This is a genomic window from Streptomyces sp. NPDC002476 (assembly GCF_042889785.1).
In the GTDB taxonomy this organism is placed as follows: domain Bacteria; phylum Actinomycetota; class Actinomycetes; order Streptomycetales; family Streptomycetaceae; genus Streptomyces.
In genome coordinates, this window is record NZ_JBIARH010000003.1 from 118,140 (window position 1) to 136,654 (window position 18,515).

The 18,515-nt window shown below is 71.6% G+C and carries 14 protein-coding genes; 7 read left to right on the forward strand and 7 right to left on the reverse strand.

The window, feature by feature from the left end; translation table 11 throughout:
• Nucleotides 1-341: 341 nt before the first annotated feature.
• The 5 genes from ACFYXM_RS04390 to ACFYXM_RS04410 all read left to right on the forward strand — a co-directional run bounded on the left by ACFYXM_RS04390 (nucleotide 342) and on the right by ACFYXM_RS04410 (nucleotide 5,949).
• A complete protein-coding gene (locus ACFYXM_RS04390) occupies nucleotides 342-1,094 on the forward strand; it encodes a GntR family transcriptional regulator (protein WP_389286743.1) in 753 nt (250 codons plus the stop codon).
• Between the two features lie 344 nt (nucleotides 1,095-1,438).
• Nucleotides 1,439-1,639, forward strand: coding sequence for an SPOR domain-containing protein (locus ACFYXM_RS04395; protein WP_389286745.1), 201 nt, complete (start codon nucleotides 1,439-1,441; stop codon nucleotides 1,637-1,639).
• Between the two features lie 318 nt (nucleotides 1,640-1,957).
• Nucleotides 1,958-2,392, forward strand: coding sequence for a (deoxy)nucleoside triphosphate pyrophosphohydrolase (locus ACFYXM_RS04400; RefSeq protein WP_389286747.1), 435 nt, complete (start codon nucleotides 1,958-1,960; stop codon nucleotides 2,390-2,392).
• Nucleotides 2,393-2,756: 364 nt separating this feature from the next.
• A complete protein-coding gene (locus ACFYXM_RS04405) occupies nucleotides 2,757-3,185 on the forward strand; it encodes an ATP-binding protein (RefSeq protein ID WP_389286749.1) in 429 nt (142 codons plus the stop codon).
• A 196-nt stretch (nucleotides 3,186-3,381) separates the two neighbouring features.
• A complete protein-coding gene (locus ACFYXM_RS04410) occupies nucleotides 3,382-5,949 on the forward strand; it encodes a SpoIIE family protein phosphatase (RefSeq protein WP_389287167.1) in 2,568 nt (855 codons plus the stop codon).
• A 16-nt stretch (nucleotides 5,950-5,965) separates the two neighbouring features.
• Here ACFYXM_RS04410 and ACFYXM_RS04415 read toward each other — a convergent pair whose 3' ends face one another.
• From ACFYXM_RS04415 to ACFYXM_RS04440, 6 genes are all read right to left on the reverse strand, one after another.
• Nucleotides 5,966-6,283, reverse strand: coding sequence for a hypothetical protein (locus ACFYXM_RS04415; RefSeq protein ID WP_389286751.1), 318 nt, complete (start codon nucleotides 6,281-6,283; stop codon nucleotides 5,966-5,968).
• A gap of 120 nt (nucleotides 6,284-6,403) precedes the next feature.
• On the reverse strand, nucleotides 6,404-7,921 hold the full coding sequence (locus ACFYXM_RS04420) for a glucoamylase family protein (protein ID WP_389286753.1): 1,518 nt from the start codon (nucleotides 7,919-7,921) through the stop codon (nucleotides 6,404-6,406).
• 297 nt (nucleotides 7,922-8,218) lie between these two features.
• A complete protein-coding gene (locus tag ACFYXM_RS04425; RefSeq protein ID WP_389286755.1) occupies nucleotides 8,219-9,421 on the reverse strand; it encodes a glycoside hydrolase family 1 protein in 1,203 nt (400 codons plus the stop codon).
• 251 nt (nucleotides 9,422-9,672) lie between these two features.
• A complete protein-coding gene (locus ACFYXM_RS04430) occupies nucleotides 9,673-10,608 on the reverse strand; it encodes a carbohydrate ABC transporter permease (RefSeq protein ID WP_389286757.1) in 936 nt (311 codons plus the stop codon).
• The gene (locus tag ACFYXM_RS04435) at nucleotides 10,605-11,597 is read right to left on the reverse strand and encodes a carbohydrate ABC transporter permease (protein WP_389286759.1); all 993 of its coding nucleotides are present in this window, start codon (nucleotides 11,595-11,597) and stop codon (nucleotides 10,605-10,607) included. The genes ACFYXM_RS04430 and ACFYXM_RS04435 overlap by 4 nt, the downstream gene beginning before the upstream one ends.
• Nucleotides 11,598-11,621: 24 nt before the next feature.
• Nucleotides 11,622-12,872, reverse strand: coding sequence for a sugar ABC transporter substrate-binding protein (locus tag ACFYXM_RS04440; protein ID WP_389286761.1), 1,251 nt, complete (start codon nucleotides 12,870-12,872; stop codon nucleotides 11,622-11,624).
• A 270-nt stretch (nucleotides 12,873-13,142) separates the two neighbouring features.
• Between ACFYXM_RS04440 and ACFYXM_RS04445 the strand changes: the two genes are divergently transcribed.
• On the forward strand, nucleotides 13,143-14,138 hold the full coding sequence (locus ACFYXM_RS04445) for an acetylxylan esterase (RefSeq protein ID WP_389286763.1): 996 nt from the start codon (nucleotides 13,143-13,145) through the stop codon (nucleotides 14,136-14,138).
• A 309-nt stretch (nucleotides 14,139-14,447) separates the two neighbouring features.
• On the opposite strand, the gene ACFYXM_RS04450 is transcribed toward ACFYXM_RS04445, so the two are convergent.
• On the reverse strand, nucleotides 14,448-15,500 hold the full coding sequence (locus ACFYXM_RS04450; protein WP_389286765.1) for a LacI family DNA-binding transcriptional regulator: 1,053 nt from the start codon (nucleotides 15,498-15,500) through the stop codon (nucleotides 14,448-14,450).
• A 497-nt stretch (nucleotides 15,501-15,997) separates the two neighbouring features.
• Between ACFYXM_RS04450 and ACFYXM_RS04455 the strand changes: the two genes are divergently transcribed.
• A complete protein-coding gene (locus ACFYXM_RS04455) occupies nucleotides 15,998-18,361 on the forward strand; it encodes an ABC transporter family substrate-binding protein (RefSeq protein ID WP_389286766.1) in 2,364 nt (787 codons plus the stop codon).
• Nucleotides 18,362-18,515: the final 154 nt, after the last annotated feature.

Consider the following 18,515-nt stretch of genomic DNA (forward strand, 5'->3'; position numbering starts at 1 on the left):
CCGGGTGGTCCGCCCGACGGATCGTTCGATGACTCGCCCGATGGGTCGCCCGATGGGTCGGTCGATGCCCTGATCGGTGGACGGCTCGCCGGATCGCTCCGCGGGCCGTCGGGCCGCGGAGGCGTGAGCAGGGTCGAGGAGGGGCGAAGGGCGGCCGCCCCTCGCCCCTTGCGCGGATGCATGATGTACGGACGCATGTACGGTTTATCCCTGCGCGTGGAGCGTGTCATGCGGGCCACTCCCATCGATCATCACTTCGAGTGAATCTCTGGCCTTTGCTTGCGATGGGCAACCGACCGTTGTCAATCTGTTGCAGACCGTCAACCTGTTGGGAGAGGCCTGTGACTTTCGGTGAGCAGCCCGCCTATTTGCGTGTTGCGAGCGATCTGCGGGAGAAGATCGTCAATGGTTCGCTGCCGCCGCGTACGCGCCTGCCGTCCCAGGCCCGTATCCGTGAGGAGTACGGGGTGTCGGACACCGTCGCGCTGGAGGCGCGCAAGGTGCTGATGGCCGAGGGGCTGGTCGAGGGCCGCTCCGGTTCCGGTACGTATGTGCGGGAGCGGCCGGTTCCGCGCCGGATCGCCCGCTCGGGGTACCGGCCCGTTTCGGGAGCCAGTTCGTTCCGTCAGGAGCAGACGGCGGACGGCGCGCGAGGTACGTGGGAGTCCCGCAGCGAGCAGGAGGAAGCGACCGGTCCCGTCGCCGAGCGGCTGGGCATCGAGCCCGGTGACCGTGTGATGCGCACGAGTTACACCTTCCGCGAGGCGGGGGAGCCGATGATGCTCTCCACGTCCTGGGAGCCGCTCGCGCTGACGGGGCGCACGCCCGTGATGCTGCCGGAGGAAGGGCCGTTGGGCGGCTGCGGGGTGGCCGAACGGATGGCCGCGATCGACGTCGTCGTGGACAACGTGGTCGAACAGGTCGGTGCGCGCCCGGGGCTGGCGGAGGAGCTCCTGGCGCTCGGCGGTGTTCCGGGCCATGTCGTGATGGTGATCGAGCGTACGTTCTACGCGTCGGGGCGCCCGGTCGAGACGGCGGATGTGGTGGTGCCCGCCGACCGTTTCCGGATCGCCTACCACCTCCCGGTCAGGTGAGCGGCGAGCGGAGGTCGCTGCCGCTCGCCGGTCCGCCGCAAGTCCGGGTTTCCTTGACCGGCGAGCGGCCGCCGCCGGCCTTGCCGGTCAGGCTCCGATAAGCCCTGTCGGGGGGCGGTCGGCCGAGGAGTCGCACGGCCGGCCGATGTGGTCGTCGATGTCGTCGTGGGGGCGTATCCGAGGGGATGCGCCCCTCTTGCGCGGCCGGATCGGTATCTCTTTGTGTAATTACGTATCCGTTCAGTGAAGGTCTGGCGTAGGCTCCGGCATATGCGTACCGCGGTTTCCTGGGGATTCTTAAACGAGCCGTCGAAGACGTTCGAGCCGTTCGGGGGAGGGGCGCGATGCTTGGAAGGGGCGCGATGACCGACAGCGGTGCCGAGCTCCCTTGGCTGGTGATACGGCAGGACGACAACGGCAATCGCTATCGCGTCGGCAGATACGCCACACGCGGCGAGGCCCAGGAGATGGCCGACAAGCTGGAGATCCACGGCCACAAGCAGCTCTATTGGGTGGAGCGCGCCGACCGGTCTGCGCGGCCGTGACGTGACGTGCCGGGCCCGGGAAGGCGCCGGTCTCTGACGTGACGGGGCCGGGGCGCCGCCGGGCCGTGGTGATGTACCCGCCCGGGATGCGGACCGGCCGTGATGATGTACCCGCCCGGGATGCCGGGCGGCCGTGATGACGGACCCGCCCGAGCCGTCGACCGGCCGTGGTGATGTGCCGGCCGCGGTGCGGGCCGGGGGCGGTGGAGCGCCCGGGTGCGGCGCGGGACCGTGCGCGGGGCCGGGGTGTCGTGCGGGGGCATCCGTGGGCGCACTTTCCCGCCCCTTGTCCGAGCCCTCGGCGTTACGCTCCGGCTCATGAACAATCTCGTGGTGGCGGCCGGAGCCGTCTTCGACCGGGGCCGCCTGCTGGCCGCGCGCCGCAGCGCCCCGCCCGAGCTGGCCGGCCGCTGGGAGCTGCCGGGCGGGAAGCTGGAGCCGGGGGAGACCGGTGAGCAGGCGCTCGTACGGGAACTCCGCGAGGAGCTCGGCGTGGAAGCGCGCCCACTGGAGCGGGTCCCCGGTGAGTGGCCGCTGAAGCCGGGGTACGTGCTCAGGGTGTGGACGGTGCGGCTGGTGTCCGGTGTGCCCGAGCCGCTCGAGGACCATGACGAACTGCGCTGGCTCGGGCCCGACGAGATCTACGCGGTCGACTGGCTGGATCAGGATCTGCCCGCCGTCGCGGCAGCGGTGCGATGCCTGCCGGACGGCGCCCCCGTCGACGTGCCGGGTGGTGCCCCCGCCGACATCTGACATCGCGCCGCTCCCGGTGCCGGTGCGGGGCCCGGACCCTGGCCACTGGGCACCGGAACGTCCTCCGGGGACCGGCGCCGGGAGCGGACCGGCGCCGGGAGCGGGCCGGCGCCGGGAGTGGTGCGAGCCGGTGGGTACGGCGTGCGCCGCTGACGCGGAGTCGGGCAGCGGTCGGCGCCGGTTCCCGCCGTTCCGGCGCGCGGTGCTCTCCCCGTGCGCCCCTCTCTCTGCGTACATCTGTTCGCGCGCGGGGCCATACACCCGTACGCCCCACGTGTCGCTCCCGGCGATAGTTCGTCCTGAATATCGGGTATGAGCTGAATATCCCGTGTAAGCAGGGCGTACCCGTTGCTGGTCTTGGGAAGTGATCGGCGTGATCGACACCGAAGGCGACTGCGCCGAGTGGACCTTTCCCGCTGTGCCCGGCGTGGTACGCACCGCGCGGCACGCCGTCCACGAGGCGTTGCGCGGCTGGGGGCTCGACGCGGCCGTCGGGGATGTGACGGTTTTGCTGGTCAGCGAGTTGGTCACGAACTCCTTGCAGTACACATCTGGCCCCATCGGGGTACGGTTGCAGCGCCCCCATCCCAACGGTGACGCGGCCTCCGCCCACTCCGGCCTGCTCGTGGAGGTCTCCGATCCGCTTCCGGATCCGCCCACCGAACGGGCCGCGGGGCCCGAAGACGAGGGCGGCAGGGGGCTGCAACTGGTGGCGTGCACCGCTCGCCGCTGGGGGACCAGGCGCGGCAAGACCGGCAAGACCGTGTGGTTCGAGCTGGCGCTGCCTGGTTAGGAGTGGGGTGGGACGACGCGCACGGCGATCACCTGGTCGAGCAGAACCTGTCCGAAACGGACTGAGACCGTGCTGTGATCGTGAACGCCGTGTCGGTCGGGGCCGGAGTGCTGAATACTGCGGTCAGGGCCGGTCCGGTGTGTGAGCTGGAGGGGACGGTCGCGTGAGCGAAATACCTGGGACGGCGGGCGGCATCGTGTGGCAGAACAGTCCGCCCGGCTCGATCTATGACTACATCAGAGTCGCCTCCTTCTCGATCGGCGCCGATGGCCTGATCGAGCAGTGGAGCCGACGGGCCGCGGGCTTGTTCGGCATCGCCGCGGACGTCGCCGTGGGCATGGACCCGGTCGAGGCGTTCATGCCCGCCGAGCTGCGGCGGGGCGGTCATCGCCGGGTCGGCGAGATCCTCGACGGCAGGGAGTGGACGGGCCTCGTCCCGTTCCGGATACCGGGGGAGCGGGGCGTCCGCGGACTCGCCGAGCTCTACGTGATGCCGAGCGAGACCAAGACCGGGGAACGGGCCGCGCTCTGCATCGTCGTGGACGTCCGCGCCCTGCGCCGCATCGAGACGGACCTCGCCGCGTCACAGGCCATATTCGGCCAATCTCCTTTCGGCTTCGTGCTGTTCGGTATGGACCTCGCGGTGGTGCGTGCCAACGAGCGCTTCGCCACCGTCTTCGGCGGCAGGGCCGAGGACCATCGGGGGCGCACCGTCGACGACTACCTGTCCCGCACCGAGGCGGACCGTCTCACCGCCACCCTGAAGCGGGTGCTGGAGACCGGGACGTCCGTCACCGACCTCCAGCTCGTCGGCCACGCCCCCGGTGACCCGGACCGCCGGTACTGGTCCATGAACCTCTACCGCGTCCACGGCGGTTCGGGTCGGCCCGTCGGCATCGCCGGGCTGGCCACGGATGTGACGGGGCGTCATATCGCCGCCCGGGAGGCGGCCAGTGCCCGCCGCAACCTCGCGCTGCTCAACGAGGCCAGCGCCCGCATCGGCAACTCCCTCGACCTGGAGACCACCGCCCGCGAACTCCTCGACGTCGCCGTGCCCGGCTTCTGCGACCTCGCCTCCGTCGACCTCTACCAGGGGCTGCTCACCGGTGACGACGCGCCGCCCGGGAGCTGGGACTCGCTCCGCCAGGAGTCCGTCGGCGGCTCCGCCGAGCTGCGCCGGGTCGCCTTCGCCAGCGCCGTGTCGGACGCCCTGCCCGCCACGTCGGCGGACCGGACCGCACCCGCCCCCGGCGACGGGCCGCCCGCGCTCGGCGCCGTGCACCGGTTCCCGTACTACTCGCCCTGCGCCATCGCGCTGCGCACCGGGCACGTGGAGGACGTCCCCGGCGACGACCGCGGCTTCGTCCAGTCGACCCTGGCCGTGCCGATGGTCGCCCACGACACGGTGGTCGGACTCGTCCAGTTCTCCCGCACCAAGGGCAGCGAGCCCTTCGGCGAACGGGACCGGGGCCTGGCCGTCGAACTCGCCGCCCGTGCCGCTGTCTGTATCGACAACGCCCGTCTCTACCGGCGCGAGCACGAGCGGGCGTTGATCCTCCAGCGCAGCCTGCTGCCGCCCGGTGACCCCGAGGCCGCCGGTCTCGACATCGCCTGCCGGTACCTCCCCGGCAACACCGCCACCGAGGTGGGCGGCGACTGGTTCGACGTGATCGAGCTCCCCGGCCATCGCACCGCCCTCGTCGTCGGCGACGTCATGGGGCGTGGCCTGCGCGCCGCCGTGGCCATGGGCGAACTGCGCACCGCCGTACGGACCCTGGCCCTGCTCGACCTGGAGCCGGCCGAGGTGCTCGCCGCGCTCGACGAGGTCGCGCGGGGACTCGGCACCCCCGGCCGCGCCGCCGGTGCCTTCCCCGGGGGTTCCGGCGGCGGAGCCCAGTGGCCCTCCCGGGCCGCCCACAAGTCCCGTGAGGCGGACCTCTCCGAGGTGTACCTGGCGACGTGCGTGTACGCGGTCTACGACCCGGTCACCCGGCGGTGCACCTTCGCCAACGCCGGCCACCTCCCCCCGGCGGTGGTCGAACCGGGCCAACGGGCCGTCATGCTCGACGTCCCGCCCGGGATGCCGCTCGGCGTCGGCGGTGAACCCTTCGAGGAGGTCGAGGTCGAACTGAAGGAGGGCGCCCTGCTCGCCCTCTACACGGACGGTCTCGTCGAGTCCCGCGACCATCCGCTCGACGAGGGGCTCAAGGCCCTTCGCGAGGCGCTCGTCGCGCCGCGACGGCCGCTGGAGGACGTCTGCGACCACGTCCTGGCCACGCTCGACACCCGGCACGGCGAGGACGACATCGCCCTGCTCATGGCGCGCATCCGGGGACTTCCGGTCGACGCCGTCGGCGACTGGCGGCTGCCCCGCGAGCCCCGCTCCGTCGGCCGCGCCCGCGAACTGGCCCGTGAACAGCTGCTCGCCTGGGACCTCGGCGAACTGGTGGACACCACCGAACTGCTGGTCAGCGAGCTGGTCACCAACGCCCTGCGGTACGGCGAGGGCGAGATCCGGCTCCGCCTGCTGCTCGACCGCACACTCGTGTGCGAGGTGTGGGACGCGGGCCTGGTCCAGCCGCGACGGCGGCGGGCCCGCGACACCGACGAGGGCGGGCGCGGGTTGCAGCTGGTCGGGATGCTGAGCATGGGCTGGGGGTCCAGGCGGACGCCGCGCGGCAAGACCGTCTGGTTCGAGCTGGCGCTGCCCGACGGGGCGCCGGCCGCCGAGCCCACGCTGGAACAACTGCTCAGCATGTACTGAACCGGGCGGGAGGGGCCTACGCCCCCTCGTGCGGCCGTCGGCGGGTTGCCGTCCCGGGGGTGGTGCGGGTGGCGGTGCGCCGCCGACGCCGGACGCGCGCGAAGGCAGCGGTCGCCGCCGTGCCGGCGAGGACGGCCAGCGGCACGATCAGGTCCACGGCACCCGCCCCGCCGTTGCCGCCGGTCCCGGGCCCCGAGCCGGCCGGGACGGCTGCATAGGCCGTCCGGAGGAGGTCCGGGACGGCCGGGAAGCTCACCGCGGACAGCGCGGTGAGCGGGGCTCCGCCGGGCCCGCGCCGCCCGGGTATTCGGATACGGCTCCTGAGCGATGTCACCTTTGTGAGGCTATGTCCACTGCCCGCCGCCCGCGACCGGGCGAAAGGCGCCCCCCGTGACCACGCGGACGGCGCCCCCGCGGCCATGTGGCCACGGGTGGCGCCGCCCCGTGTGACCGGTCAGATGGAGAAGCGCTCCTTGGCGAGCAGCGGACGCACCCGCGACCGGAAGCCACCGGTACGGAACGGCGTCTGCAGCAGACCCGGCCGCAGTGCCTGGGCCAGCGCCGCGGCGATCATCCCCTGGTCGAGGGCGAGCACGTAGTCGCTGACCCGCCCGGTGCTCACGTTGACGGAGTCCCGGAACCCGTATCCGGCGTGGTAGGCGCCGAAGTCGCGGTCGAGCGCGCGCAGGTTGGCGATCGCCTCGTCCGGTGCGTAGGGCAGGGCGAGGAACGAGGCGTGCGGGGTGACCACGCCGTTCGTGAACGCCGACGGGGGCGGCAGCGGGGCGCCGTCCGTCGTGTACGTGCGGTCGGTGTTGGAGGCGTACCCGTCGACCTGCATGCCGAGCGCGTCGACGCCGTACTCCTGGTACCCGCCCTCGGGGATGTTGGCGGGGGAGAAGCCCCAGTACCCGTACCGGGCCTCCTCCATGCCGTGCTCGATCTGGCCCCGTACGTAACGCTGGTGCGCGAGGCCCCAGGAACGCGGCGACCACTCCGCCTCCGGCACGAACAGCGGCACCATCAGCGCCTCGAACATGGAACCGCCCCAGCTGGGGACGATCTTGCGGCCCCGGTGGGTGTAGTGCCCCTGCCAGACGCGTACGCCGTCCATGGCGACGTAGGCGCCCCCCGGGTGCTGTTCCTGCTCGTGCTCGGGGAGCATGGTGCGCAGCAGGTGCCAGTAGTGGTCGGCGGGCAGCGAGCCGTCCGCGATGCCGAGGTAACTGGCCATGCGCGGCTCGGTGTTGAGCGCGCCGTAGTGGTGGCCGGTGGGTTCCCCGGTGTCGGTCCAGAAGCCGCCGCGCAGCTGCCCGGGTCCGGCGACGGGGTCGGCCGGGTCGTACGGGGTGTAGTAGTACGACCAGTCCGCGGCGGCCAGGATGCGGCCGATGCGGGGGCGCAGGGCGGGCGCGGCGTCGGCGGCGATCCGCAGACCGGTGACCAGCCAGGCGTTGTCGACGGACGACAGGAACGGGCGCACCGGGTCGCCGGTGCCGGGCCACTCGGTGATGACCGAACCGTCGTGCGCGTCGTACCAGTTGAGCCAGAAGCCGTGGTGGCGCTCCAGCTTCTCGACGGCCCGGACGGCGCGCTCCAGGCGGCGTTCCATCGTGGAGCCGTCGATGACGCCGAGCCCGGCCGCGGCGACGGTCGACCAGAGGCCGCAGCCGATGTTGGTCGGGGAGGTCTGGCGCGACTGGACGGGTGCGCCGGGGCCGCTGACGTCGATCTTGTCGACGGCGAGACCGAAGTCGGTCGTCATCGCTTCCATGGAGCGGTACGTGTCGCGGAACCAGCGCCGCAGCAGCGCCGTGTTCGAGCCGTGCGCGAACCGGGCGGCGCCGGTGGCACCGGTGGCACCGGTGGTGTTCGCGGCGGGTGCGGCGCTCGCGGAAGGTACGGACACCGCGCCGAGCGACAGGGCGGCTGCCCCTGTTCCCGCAGCGGTGAGAAACGTGCGACGGTCCATCAGAATCCTTCGAAGAAGAGCCACCGACTGTGGGCGGTGGACGGATTTCGTTCGTCGGTCGTGCTGAGGGCGCGGGGCGCCGTGGTGCGTACGGCACCCGCGCGGGCGACGCGCGTCGGCGGGGCTGGACACGCGCGTCGCCCGCACGGGCGGGGGCGTACGGGAACCGGGCGGTCGTCAGGTGCCTCCGGGTTCCCGTACGGGCGGGAGCGTCGTCGGATCGCTCCCGGTCTCGGGCCGGCAACGGCCGATGGGCCGAGGCCGGTCGGGGCCGAGGTGGGCCGGCGGGACCGGTGGTCAGCCGGCGATGCGCGGCAGGGCGCGCGTGCGGCCCATCTCGCCCAGCCAGCGGGCGGACGGCTTGGGCAGCCGCTCGAAGGTCTCCGGGTCCCAGCCGATCAGGCCGAAGGCCGGCTTGTAGGAGCCCCACTCATAGTTGTCGAGCGCGCTCCACGCCAGGTAGCCCTGGATGTTCAGGCCGTCCTCCAGGCCACGGGCGACCTCGTTCAGTGCGCCGGTGTAGTAGTCGATCCGGCGGCTGTCGTCGTCGGTCGCGATGCCGTTCTCGGTGACGATCAGCGGCATGTCCTTGCCGATGACCTCGGCGGTGTGGCGCAGGGCGTGGCCGACGGCGGACGGGTAGTACTCCCACTGGGTGAGGGTGCGCTCGGCGTCGTCCGGCGTCGGGATCGGGCCCTCGGGGCCGATCTTGGTCCGGGTGTAGGACTGCACGCCGATCCAGTCGTCGCCGCGGGCAGCCTCGATGAAGACGTCCTCGCGGGGGTGCCGGTAGGCCGCGGTGACCTCCTCGGCGCCGGGCAGGGCCTGGTAGACCTGGTTGGCGATGGTCCAGCCGACCTGGATGCCGGAGTTGATCGCCCGGACCTCCTTGACGGCCGCGTGGTGGGCGGCGATGACGGCCTCGGTGGTCTCGTCGTCGGGGGTCGGCAGGCCCGCGGGCGGGAAGCTGTTGTCGCCGCGCTTGGCCTGGCCCGCCATGACGGCGATCATGTTCGGTTCGTTGATGGTGCAGACGTGCGTGACGCCCTCGGCGATCACCGGTGCGCAGGCCGCGACGTAACGGGCGAAGAGGTCGACCGCGCCCTCGGCGGTCCAGCCGCCGCGCGCCTCGAACCACTGCGGCACCGTGAAGTGGTGCAGCGTGATCATGGGGCGCAGACCGCGTTCGACGGCGCCCTCGACCATGCGGCGGTAGTGGGCGAGTTCGGCGCGGGAGAAGCGGCCCTCGGCGGGCTCGATGCGCGCCCACTCGATGGAGAACCGGTAGTCGGTGAAGCCCAGGGCGGCCAGCACGTCCATGTCCTCGCGCCAGCGGTGGTAGCTGTCGCAGGCGTCCAGGCTGGGCTCCTGGATGTGGGTGCCCGCGGTGTGTTCCTTGACCCACCAGTCGCAGTTGGTGTTGTTGCCCTCGATCTGGTGGGCGGCGGTGGAGGCGCCCCACAGGAAGCCTTCGGGGAACGGGACCTGGGTGTGAGTCATCGCGGAATGTCCTTCCGGTGCGTGAAAAGGGTGTGGCCGACGCGGGGTGTGGGGTGCGCGGCCTCGTACGTTTCGGTGGGGCGGCGGTCTCGTGCGGGCCGGTCCTGCGGCCCGGCCGGTCGAGCCGGTTCGCGTGCGCCGGTTCCGTGGGCCGGTCCCATGAACCGGCTCGTGGGACCGGCCGCCCGGGGCAACCTCCCCGAGGCAGTCCTCGAAGCGGTCTTCGGAGAGGCGTGCCGTGGTGCGGGCCGCTACTTCATGCCCGCCGTGGCGATGCCCTGGGTGAAGTGCCGCTGGAGCGCGATGAAGACGACCAGGACCGGCAGCACGATCAGGAACGAGCCGGCCATCAGCATGCCGTTGGAGCCGCCCGCCTTGTTGGGGTCGGTGGCGAAGGTGGCCAGCGCGACCGGCAGGGTGTACTTGTCGGGGTCGTTGGTCGCGATGAGCGGCCAGACGAAGTTGTTCCAGGAGCCCAGGAACGTGAAGATCGAGAGCGTCGCCAGGGCGGGCTTCACCAGCGGCATGACGATCCGCCAGAAGATGTACCACTCTCCGGCGCCGTCCATCCGGGCCGCTTCCAGCAGCTCGTCCGGGATCGACTGCATGAACTGCCGCATCAGGAAGACCCCGAACGCCCCGGCGGCGAACGGCAGCACCAGACCGGCGTACGAGTCGATCAGCTGGAGCTTGCTCATCAGCACGAACAGCGGCAGCAGCATCAGGTTGCCGGGCACCATCAGCGCGCCGAGGACCAGCCCGAAGATCTTGTTGCGTCCGGCGAAGTTCAGCTTGGCCAGGGCGTACCCGAGCATCGAGCAGAACACCAGATTCGAGACGGTGACCAGCACTGCCACGATCAGCGAGTTCATGAAGTACAGCGGCAGATCGAGCTTGTCGAGCAGGTCCCGGAAGTTGTCCAGGGTCCACTCGGTCGGGAGCCACACCGGCGGGCTGGCCGCCAGGTCCTGCGGTGTCTTGAAGGCGGAGACCGCCATCCAGAGGAACGGCGCCGACATGACCAGCAGGCCGACGGAGAGCAGGACGTAGACGAGGACGCGCCCGGGGCCGCCGGACCGGTCCTTGCCGGCCGGCCGCCGCGAGCCCCCGGACCCCGACGGCAGTGGACCCCCGGACTTCTTCTCCGGCGCCGTCGGAACGGCGCCCGGTGCACTGGTGGCGCTCATTTCGTGTTGTCCTTCAGCAGTCGGAGCTGCAGCACCGTGATGCCCATGATCACTACGAAGAGGACATACGCCATGGCGCTCGCATAGCCCATGTGGAAGAAGTTGAAGCCCTCGCGGTACATGTTCAGCGAGACGGTGAGAGTGGAGTCCGAGGGGCCGCCCTGGGTCATCACGAACGGTTCCTCGAAGACGTTGAGGTAGCCGATGGTGGTGATCACCGTGGCGTAGAGCAGTGTGGGGCGCAGCAGGGGCACGGTGATGCCCTTGAACTCCTGCCACACACCGGCCCCGTCCAGCCGCGCGGCCTCCCGGACCTCGGTGGGGATGGCCTGGAGACCGGCGATGAAGAGCACCATGACCGTACCGAGGTTGCGCCAGACCGCCATCGCGATCATGGAAGGCATGGCGAGCGTCTCGGAGCCCAGGAAGTCGGGCGCGGTGAGACCCACCTCGGAGAAGAGGCCCGCGACGAGTCCGTCGGTCGGGTCGAGCACGAACCGCCAGACCACGGCGACCGCGACGATGGTGGTGACCACCGGGGCGTAGAAGCCGACGCGGAAGAAGGTCCGGGCCCGGTCGATGCCGTTGTTCAGCAGCACGGCGACGATCAGCCCCAGGGAGATCGTCAGGGGGACCCCGACCACCACGAAGTACGCCGTGTTGAACAGCGACTTGAGGAACTTTTCGTCGCTGAAGAGATTGACGTAGTTCTCGAAGCCGACGAAGTTCGCGTCCCACGGGTGCGTGACATTGCGCAGCCCGAAGTCCGTGAAGCTCATCGCCAGCGTCGCCAGGATCGGGAACGCCATGAAGACGAGGAAGAGGACGAGGAAGGGGGTGGAGAACAGCCAGCCGGCCAGGTTCTGCACGCCCATCGACGACTTCTTGCCACCCCGGCGACCCACGGGCCCGGTGGCCGGGGACCCGGAGGTCCCCGGCCCGGCCTGCACCGTGGCCGACTCCGCGGCCTTTGAGGTCATGGTGCGCATGACTCCTACTTCACGAGACCTTGATTACTTCACGAGACCTTCGATTTCGGACTGAGCCGTCTTCAGCGCGTCCTCGGCGGACGCCTTGCCCTGGGTGACCTTGCCGATGGCCTGGTCGACCTTGTCGGTGATCTCGGTCCAGTTGGACAGCGAGGGGGAGGCCTTCGCGGTGTCCATCTGCTTCTTGAAGACCTGGAGGGCGGCGTCGTCGGCGAGGTCGCCGGAGGTCCAGGCGGAGGTGTTGGCCGGCAGGTCCTTGGTGCGCTTGTACCAGTCGGCCTGGCCCTTGGTGTCGGTCAGGTACTTGATGAACTCCGTGGCGGCGGCCTTGTGCTCGCTGTCCTTGGAGATCACCAGGGACGAACCGCCGGCCATGGAGACGGAGGACTTGTCGGCGGGCACGTTCGCCACCGCCCACTTGCCGTCGATCTGCGGCTGGCCCTCGTTCAGCAGGGTGACGTGCCAGGGGCCGCCGAAGAACATCGGGACACGGCCGTTGCCGAAGTCCTTCACCACGTCGTAGCCGGGCTGCACGGACTTGTTGGAGAGGCCCTTGTCGAAGTAGGAGCCGTACTCCTTGAGCGCCTTGACGGCCTCGGGGCTGTCGATGACGACCTTGCCCTTGTCGTCGACGATCTCGCCGCCGGCGGAGTAGAGGAAGGAGTAGAAGTTCTGCACCGTGTCCAGGCCGCTCGGCTGGATGGACAGGCCCCACTTGGTCCCGGCCTTCTTCTGGTAGGCCGTGGCGAGGTCCTGCATCTCCTTCCAGTTGGTCGGAGCCTTGGTGACACCGGCCTTCTCGGCCAGGTCGGTGCGGTAGTAGAGGACGCGGGTGTCGACGTACCACGGCACGCCGTACGCCTGGCCGTCCACCTCGCCCTGCTTCCAGCCGGACGGGAAGAAGTCCTTCTCGTCGAACTTCTTGGTGTCGACCGGCTCCAGGACGCCGAGTTCGGCGAACTCGCCCATGTAACTGCCGCCCATCTGCGCCACGTCCGGCAGGGTGCCGGCGGCAGCGGCGGAGACCAGCTTCTGGTGGGCGACGTCCCAGCCGACCGGGGTGACCTTCACGGTCACGTTCGGGTTGGCCTTGGTGTACTCCTTGGCCACATCCGTGAGTTTCTCGCCCTCGGCGCCCATGGCCCAGACGGTGATCGTCTGCTTCTCGTCCGCCGCGACGCCGTCGCCACCGGAACTGCCGCACGCGGTGACACCGAAGGTGAGCGCGGCGGCGACGGCGATCGCGACCGAGACGTTTCTGGTGGTGCGGGGCATGGAGGGCTCCTCCTTGAGCAATCCGGATGTATGCGCTGCCTGTAAGCGCATACATCACTCTGCGGCAGGAATTCGGAATTCCGCAAGAGGGTGCTAGGTCACACTCGTGCAACGTGCCGGACACCTGGACGTTCGACTTGGCACGTTAGATGCACTGTTTGTGGAATTGGTAATGAAGTGACCGATTGGCGGATGAATATGACGGATTGCATGTAAAGGGTCACGGATTGTGCGGGGGTGCGGGGTGACGGCTTCGGTACTGTCGCGACCATGACTTCGTTCGAACACGATTTCCCCTTCGATCCGTCCTACGGGCGCACGCTCGACGACCTGCTCCGCGTCCCCGCCCCCGCCACCGCCCCGGATGACTTCGACGCCTTCTGGCGGGCCCGGTACGCGCAGGCGCGCGCGGTCGCCACGGAGCCGGAGCTGGGGCCGCTGGAGGAGGAACGCGACGGCGTACGGATCCACGGGGTGACGTTCACGTCGGTCGGCGGGGTGCGGCTCGGCGGCTGGGTCGCGCTGCCCGCCGAGGGGGCGTCGGCGGAGTACGGATTCGTCATCGGGCACGGGTACGGCGGCCGCGCGGAGCCCGGCCCCGACGTGCCGCTGCCGCTGCCCCGGTCGGCGGCGATCCTGCCGTGCGTACGGGGTCTGCCCGCGCGCGGCCTGCGGCAGGACGTGCCGGACACCTCCGCCCGGCACGTCCTGCACGGCATCGCCTCGCGCGACACCTACGTCATAGGTGACTGCGTGGCGGACCTGTGGTGCGCCGCGTCGGCGCTGAACGAACTGGTCCCGGAGACGGACCCCCGGGCGGGCGGCCCGCGGCTCGGCTACCTCGGCGAGAGCTTCGGCGGCGGGCTCGGCGCCCTGGCCCTGCCGTGGGACGACCGGTTCGGCGCCGGGCAGTTGACGGTGCCCACGTTCGGCAACCACCCGCTGCGGCTCACCCTGCCCTGCGCGGGGAGCGGGGAGGCGGTGCGCGGACACCACCGCACGCACCCGGAGGTCACCGAGGTGCTGCGGTACTTCGACGCCGCCACGGCCGCGACCCGGCTGGAGCTGCCGGTGCTGGTGGCAGCGGCGCTCTTCGACCCGTCGGTGCCGCCGCCGGGACAGTTCGCCGTGCACAACGCCCTGCCCGGTGAGCGTGAACTCCAGGTGCTGAGCGCGGGGCACTTCGAGCACCCGGGGCGGGCGGCGGAGACGGAGGAGCTGCACGCGGCCCGGCGGCGGTTCTTCGGGGCGCACCTGAAGGCGTGAGGGCGGCGGGCGGGTCCGGTGGGGCCCGTCCGGCGACTCGCTCCGGCCGGCGGGGCCGGCGGGCGCGTTCCGGCGGTCCGGGCCGGGCCGTGGGCGGGTCCGGCGGGTCGGTCCGGGGCGAGTTCCCACGGGCCGGTCCCGGCGGACAGCGTTCGTGGTCCCGGCGGACGTCGTTCCCGCGGGCGCGCGCCGCTCCGGGCGACCGCGGCTCGCGCGTCGTACTTGCGCGGGTGCGGGTGCGGGTGCGGGTGCGGGTGCGGGTGCGGGTGCGGGTGCGGGTGCGGGTACTGGTTCCGGTGCTCGTTCCGGTCAGGCGCAGCCGCAGCTGGCGCGGCGGACCACGGACACCGGCAGCATCAGCGACACCGGCTCCCGCCCGCTGTCGCCCAGTCGCTGCACCAGCAACTCGACCGCCTGGTCGCCGAGTCGGCGGATCGGCTGGCGGACGGTCGTCAGCGAAGGGCGGACGATCCGGCTCAGCGGAATCCCGTCGAACCCGGTCACCGCGACGTCCTCCGGCACCCGCACCCCCCGCCGCTCCAGCGCCCGCAACGCGCCCACCGCCATCTGGTCGTTGGCGAAGAGCATGGCCTCGGGCCGTTCGCCCTTCCGGTCCAGCAGCGCCTCGGCGGTCCGCGCGCCCTCCGCCTGCGTCATGATCTCTGCCCGCAGGTCCGGCGCGTCCGGCACCGGCAGCCCGGCGTCGCGGCACGCCTCCCGGAAGCCGCGGAACCTCGCCTCGGCGTCCGGCGACTCGACCTCGCCACCGACGAAGGCGAGCCTGCGCAGCCCGTGGTCCTCGATCAGATGGCGGGCCAGCTCGCGCTCCCCGTCGGCGTTCGCGACGACGATGTGGTCGAGATGGTCGATCTCGCGCGGCCCCGCGAGCATCACCACCGGCAGCCGCCGCGAGATCACTTCGAGGTCCTCGGTCGGCACGGTCCGCGCCAGCACGGCGAACCCGTCGACCCGGCCCGCCACCTTCGCGACGCTCTCCGGTCCACCCTCCAGTGACGCGGCGATCAGCAGCGCGTACCCGTGGCGGCGCGCCGCCCGCTCCATGCCGCGGATGATCTGGTCGGAGTAGAGCATCACCGCGTCGTCGGCGTCGCTGTCCGCCTCCGCGTCGGCCTCGGCGTCGGGGTCGGCCATGTCGGGGAAGCAGAGACCGAGCACGCCGGTGGTCCGGCTGGCCAGACCGCGGGCGTTCCCGCTGGGTACGTACCCGAGCTGGCGGGCGGCTTCGAGGACCCGCTCACGGGTCTGGGCGCGTACCGAATCGGGGGTGCGGTAGACCCGGGAGACCGTGGCAATGGAGACGCCCGACCGCTCGGCGACGTCATACACCGTTGGGGCGCTCACTCGATCGACCGTCCGTCCGTTCCCTCTCGCGCCCGTACGTCCCTGCCGCCGCACGTGCCGACCTTCGTTTGAAAGCGCATTCACCCTAGATCGCTGGTCACGCGAGGGGCAAGAGCGTCCGAAGGAATGACAGGCAGCCCTGCAAGGTGGCTGACCGCGGGTCGCCAAGAACGACTGGCTCGCCGAGGCACTCGCCGCCGAGCTGGACGACGAGGAGCGCCGCACGGTCGCCCAGGCCGCGGAGCTGCTCGACCGGCTGGCGGGGGCGTGAGCGGGAGCTCGTCGAGGACACCCCGGTGCGCGGGCGCGTGTGCGGCCGGTATTGCGCTGCGCGGGTGAGCTTCGGGGAGCCCCCGCCGTGTCTGCGCCGCCTCATGCGGGTGTGCGCTTTCAGTGGATGGGCGAACCAGTGTGATCAACTGCATATGCCATCCAAAACGCACAAATCCGGCCCGTCCCGGTGCGGGTGGGTCGGGCCGGCCCCGGAGGTATCAGCCATGTCCCACGTCGGCGTCCCGTGGGGGACGGCCCGTAAGCGCCGTTCGCTCGCGCTCCTCACGACGGGTGTGCTGACGCTCCCCGTACTGGCAGGCTGCACCGCCGACGACAGCGGATCGGCGACGGCCGCCGCCGCTCCCCAGGACATCGCGGTCGCGGGCCGGGGCTCGGTCGCCGCCGGGGGGACGGTCCACTGGGCGATCGACTCCGTGCCCGCCACCCTCAACGCGTTCCAGGCCGACGCCGATGGCTCCACCACCCGCATCACCGGCGCCGTGCTGCCGACCCTGTTCCCGCTGGACGCCCGGGGCAGGCCGCAGCTCAACCCGGACTACCTGGAGTCCGCGAAGGTGATCGAGCGCGAGCCCCGGCAGGTGGTCAGCTACAAACTCGACCGGAAGGCGGTGTGGAGCAACGGCCGGCGGATCGGGGCGCCCGACTTCGTCGCCCAGTGGCGGGCGCTGAGCGGCAGGAACTCGGCGTACTGGACCGCGCGCAACGCCGGATACGACCGCATCGCGAAGATCGAGCGCGGCGCCGACGACCTGGAGGTCCGGGTCACCTTCGCCAAGCCCTACGCGGACTGGCGGTCGCTGTTCTCCCCGCTGTACCCGAAGGAGGTGACCGGCGCCCCGAACAACTTCAACGACGGCGCGCGGACCGCCCTGGCGGTCACGGCCGGACCGTTCCGGCTGAGCGGCGTGGACACGAAGGCGGGCGAAGTCACTCTTGTCCGTGAGCCGCGCTGGTGGGGGAAGCCGGCCAAGCTCGAATCGCTCGTCTTCCGCGCCGTCGCGCCGAAGGACCGCGTCCAGGCCCTGACCGAGCGCAAGGTCGAGGTCGCCGACATCGACGCCGGCACGGCCAACCGGGTCGCCTCCGCGGCCCGCGGTAACGGTCCGAACGGACAGCCCCTCGCCCACGGGCCCGGGGCCGCGGACGACCCGGCCGCCGCGATGCGGTCCTGGGCCATGGCGTACGGCTCGGACGAGACGGAGGCGGCCGCCGCGCGGGCGGCCAGGGAGAAGGCCCGGGCCGCCGCGGAGGCGTACACGGCCGAGCAGAACGCGCTGCGCTCGTACGCGGTCCGCAAGTCGCTGGAGCCCGCGTACACCCAGCTCGCGCTCAACGGCGGGTCCGGGCCGCTCTCCGACGAGCGGGTGCGGCGCGCGGTCGCCCGGGCCCTGAACCGGCAGGAACTCGTCGACACCGTACTCAAGCCGCTCGGCCTGCCCGCCGTGCCGCTCGGCAGCCACGTCGCCCTGGCGGGGCAGCCCGGGTACCGGGACGGCAGCGGCGCGCTGGGCGGCGAGGACAAGGAGGAGGCACGGGCCCTGCTGGCCGACGCGGGCTGGACCCGCGAGGGCGCGGTCAAGAAGCCGGGCAGCGCGAAGGCGGGCAGCGAGGCCGAGAAGAAGAACGACAAGGAAGGCAAGAACGGCCGGAGCGGCAACGAGGACCGGAGCGGCAGCGAAGGCCGGAGCGGCGTCGAGGGCGCGGACGGCGACGACGGCGGGAACGGCGGCCGCGGCGACGGTCTGTACATCGTGGGGGACGACGGCAAACCCGGTGACGCGGACGGAACCACCGCCGGCCTGCGGATCCTCGCCCCCGCCCCCGCCGCAGCGGCCCACAGAGCCGCCCTCCTGCGGCAGGCCGGGCACCTGGCCGGAACCGGCGTCCCCGAGGGCGCCACCACCACGATCGCCGCACAGGACCAGCGGCCCGGCGGCGCGGCCGGTGCCTATGCCCCCGCCGGGACCGCCGCTCCGGCCCCGGAGACCGGACGCGGTCCGCTCGGCAAGGACGGCCAGCCGCTGAACCTGCGCTTCGTCCTGCCGTCCGGGCCCGGGTCGGAGCCGCTGCGCGCGGTCGGCGGCAAGATCTCGGCGATGCTCGACTCGATCGGCATCGGCACGTCGATCACCAGGGTCTCCGACGACAGCTACTTCCGGGATCACATCGCCGCCGGCGACTACGATCTGGCGCTCTACTCCTGGCCCGCCACCGCCTACCCGGCGACCGACAACCGTCCGATCTACGCCAAGCCGATGCCCGCCGGTGACGGTTCGCTGGTGGTCGAGCAGAACTACACCCGCGTGGGCACGGATCGCATCGACCAGTTGTTCGACAAAGCGGTCTCCGAGCTGGACGAGGGGGCAGCCCGGGACCTGATGAACCAGGCGGACGCCAGGATCTGGGCCGCCGCGGGCTCGATCCCCCTCTATCAGCGGCCGCAGCTCGTGGCGGCCGACAAGCGGCTGTTGAACGTCGGGGCCTTCGGCTTCGGGACGCCCCGCTACCAGGACATCGGCTTCAAGCGCCCGCAGCCCGCAGGGCCCCCGGCGCAACGCAAGCGGTAGCCGCAGGCACCGACCACGGCCACACCGTGCCGGGTGCGAGACGTACAAGGACAAGACGCACAAGCGATGAAGGAGCAGCAGGTCAGAGCGGCGCCAGAAGCTCAGAACCAGCTCAAGTCCCTTGCCCGCCCGGCTTTCCGGCGGGCAAGGTCGT

Coding starts and splice junctions, on each gene's coding strand:
- ACFYXM_RS04395 (WP_389286745.1), top strand. CDS start 1,439: ATGCTTGGAAGGGGCGCGATGACCGACAGCGGTGCCGAGCTCCCTTGG.
- ACFYXM_RS04400 (WP_389286747.1), top strand. CDS start 1,958: ATGAACAATCTCGTGGTGGCGGCCGGAGCCGTCTTCGACCGGGGCCGC.
- ACFYXM_RS04420 (WP_389286753.1), bottom strand. CDS start 7,921: ATGGACCGTCGCACGTTTCTCACCGCTGCGGGAACAGGGGCAGCCGCC.
- ACFYXM_RS04425 (WP_389286755.1), bottom strand. CDS start 9,421: ATGACTCACACCCAGGTCCCGTTCCCCGAAGGCTTCCTGTGGGGCGCC.
- ACFYXM_RS04430 (WP_389286757.1), bottom strand. CDS start 10,608: ATGAGCGCCACCAGTGCACCGGGCGCCGTTCCGACGGCGCCGGAGAAG.
- ACFYXM_RS04435 (WP_389286759.1), bottom strand. CDS start 11,597: ATGCGCACCATGACCTCAAAGGCCGCGGAGTCGGCCACGGTGCAGGCC.
- ACFYXM_RS04440 (WP_389286761.1), bottom strand. CDS start 12,872: ATGCCCCGCACCACCAGAAACGTCTCGGTCGCGATCGCCGTCGCCGCC.
- ACFYXM_RS04445 (WP_389286763.1), top strand. CDS start 13,143: ATGACTTCGTTCGAACACGATTTCCCCTTCGATCCGTCCTACGGGCGC.
- ACFYXM_RS04455 (WP_389286766.1), top strand. CDS start 15,998: ATGTCCCACGTCGGCGTCCCGTGGGGGACGGCCCGTAAGCGCCGTTCG.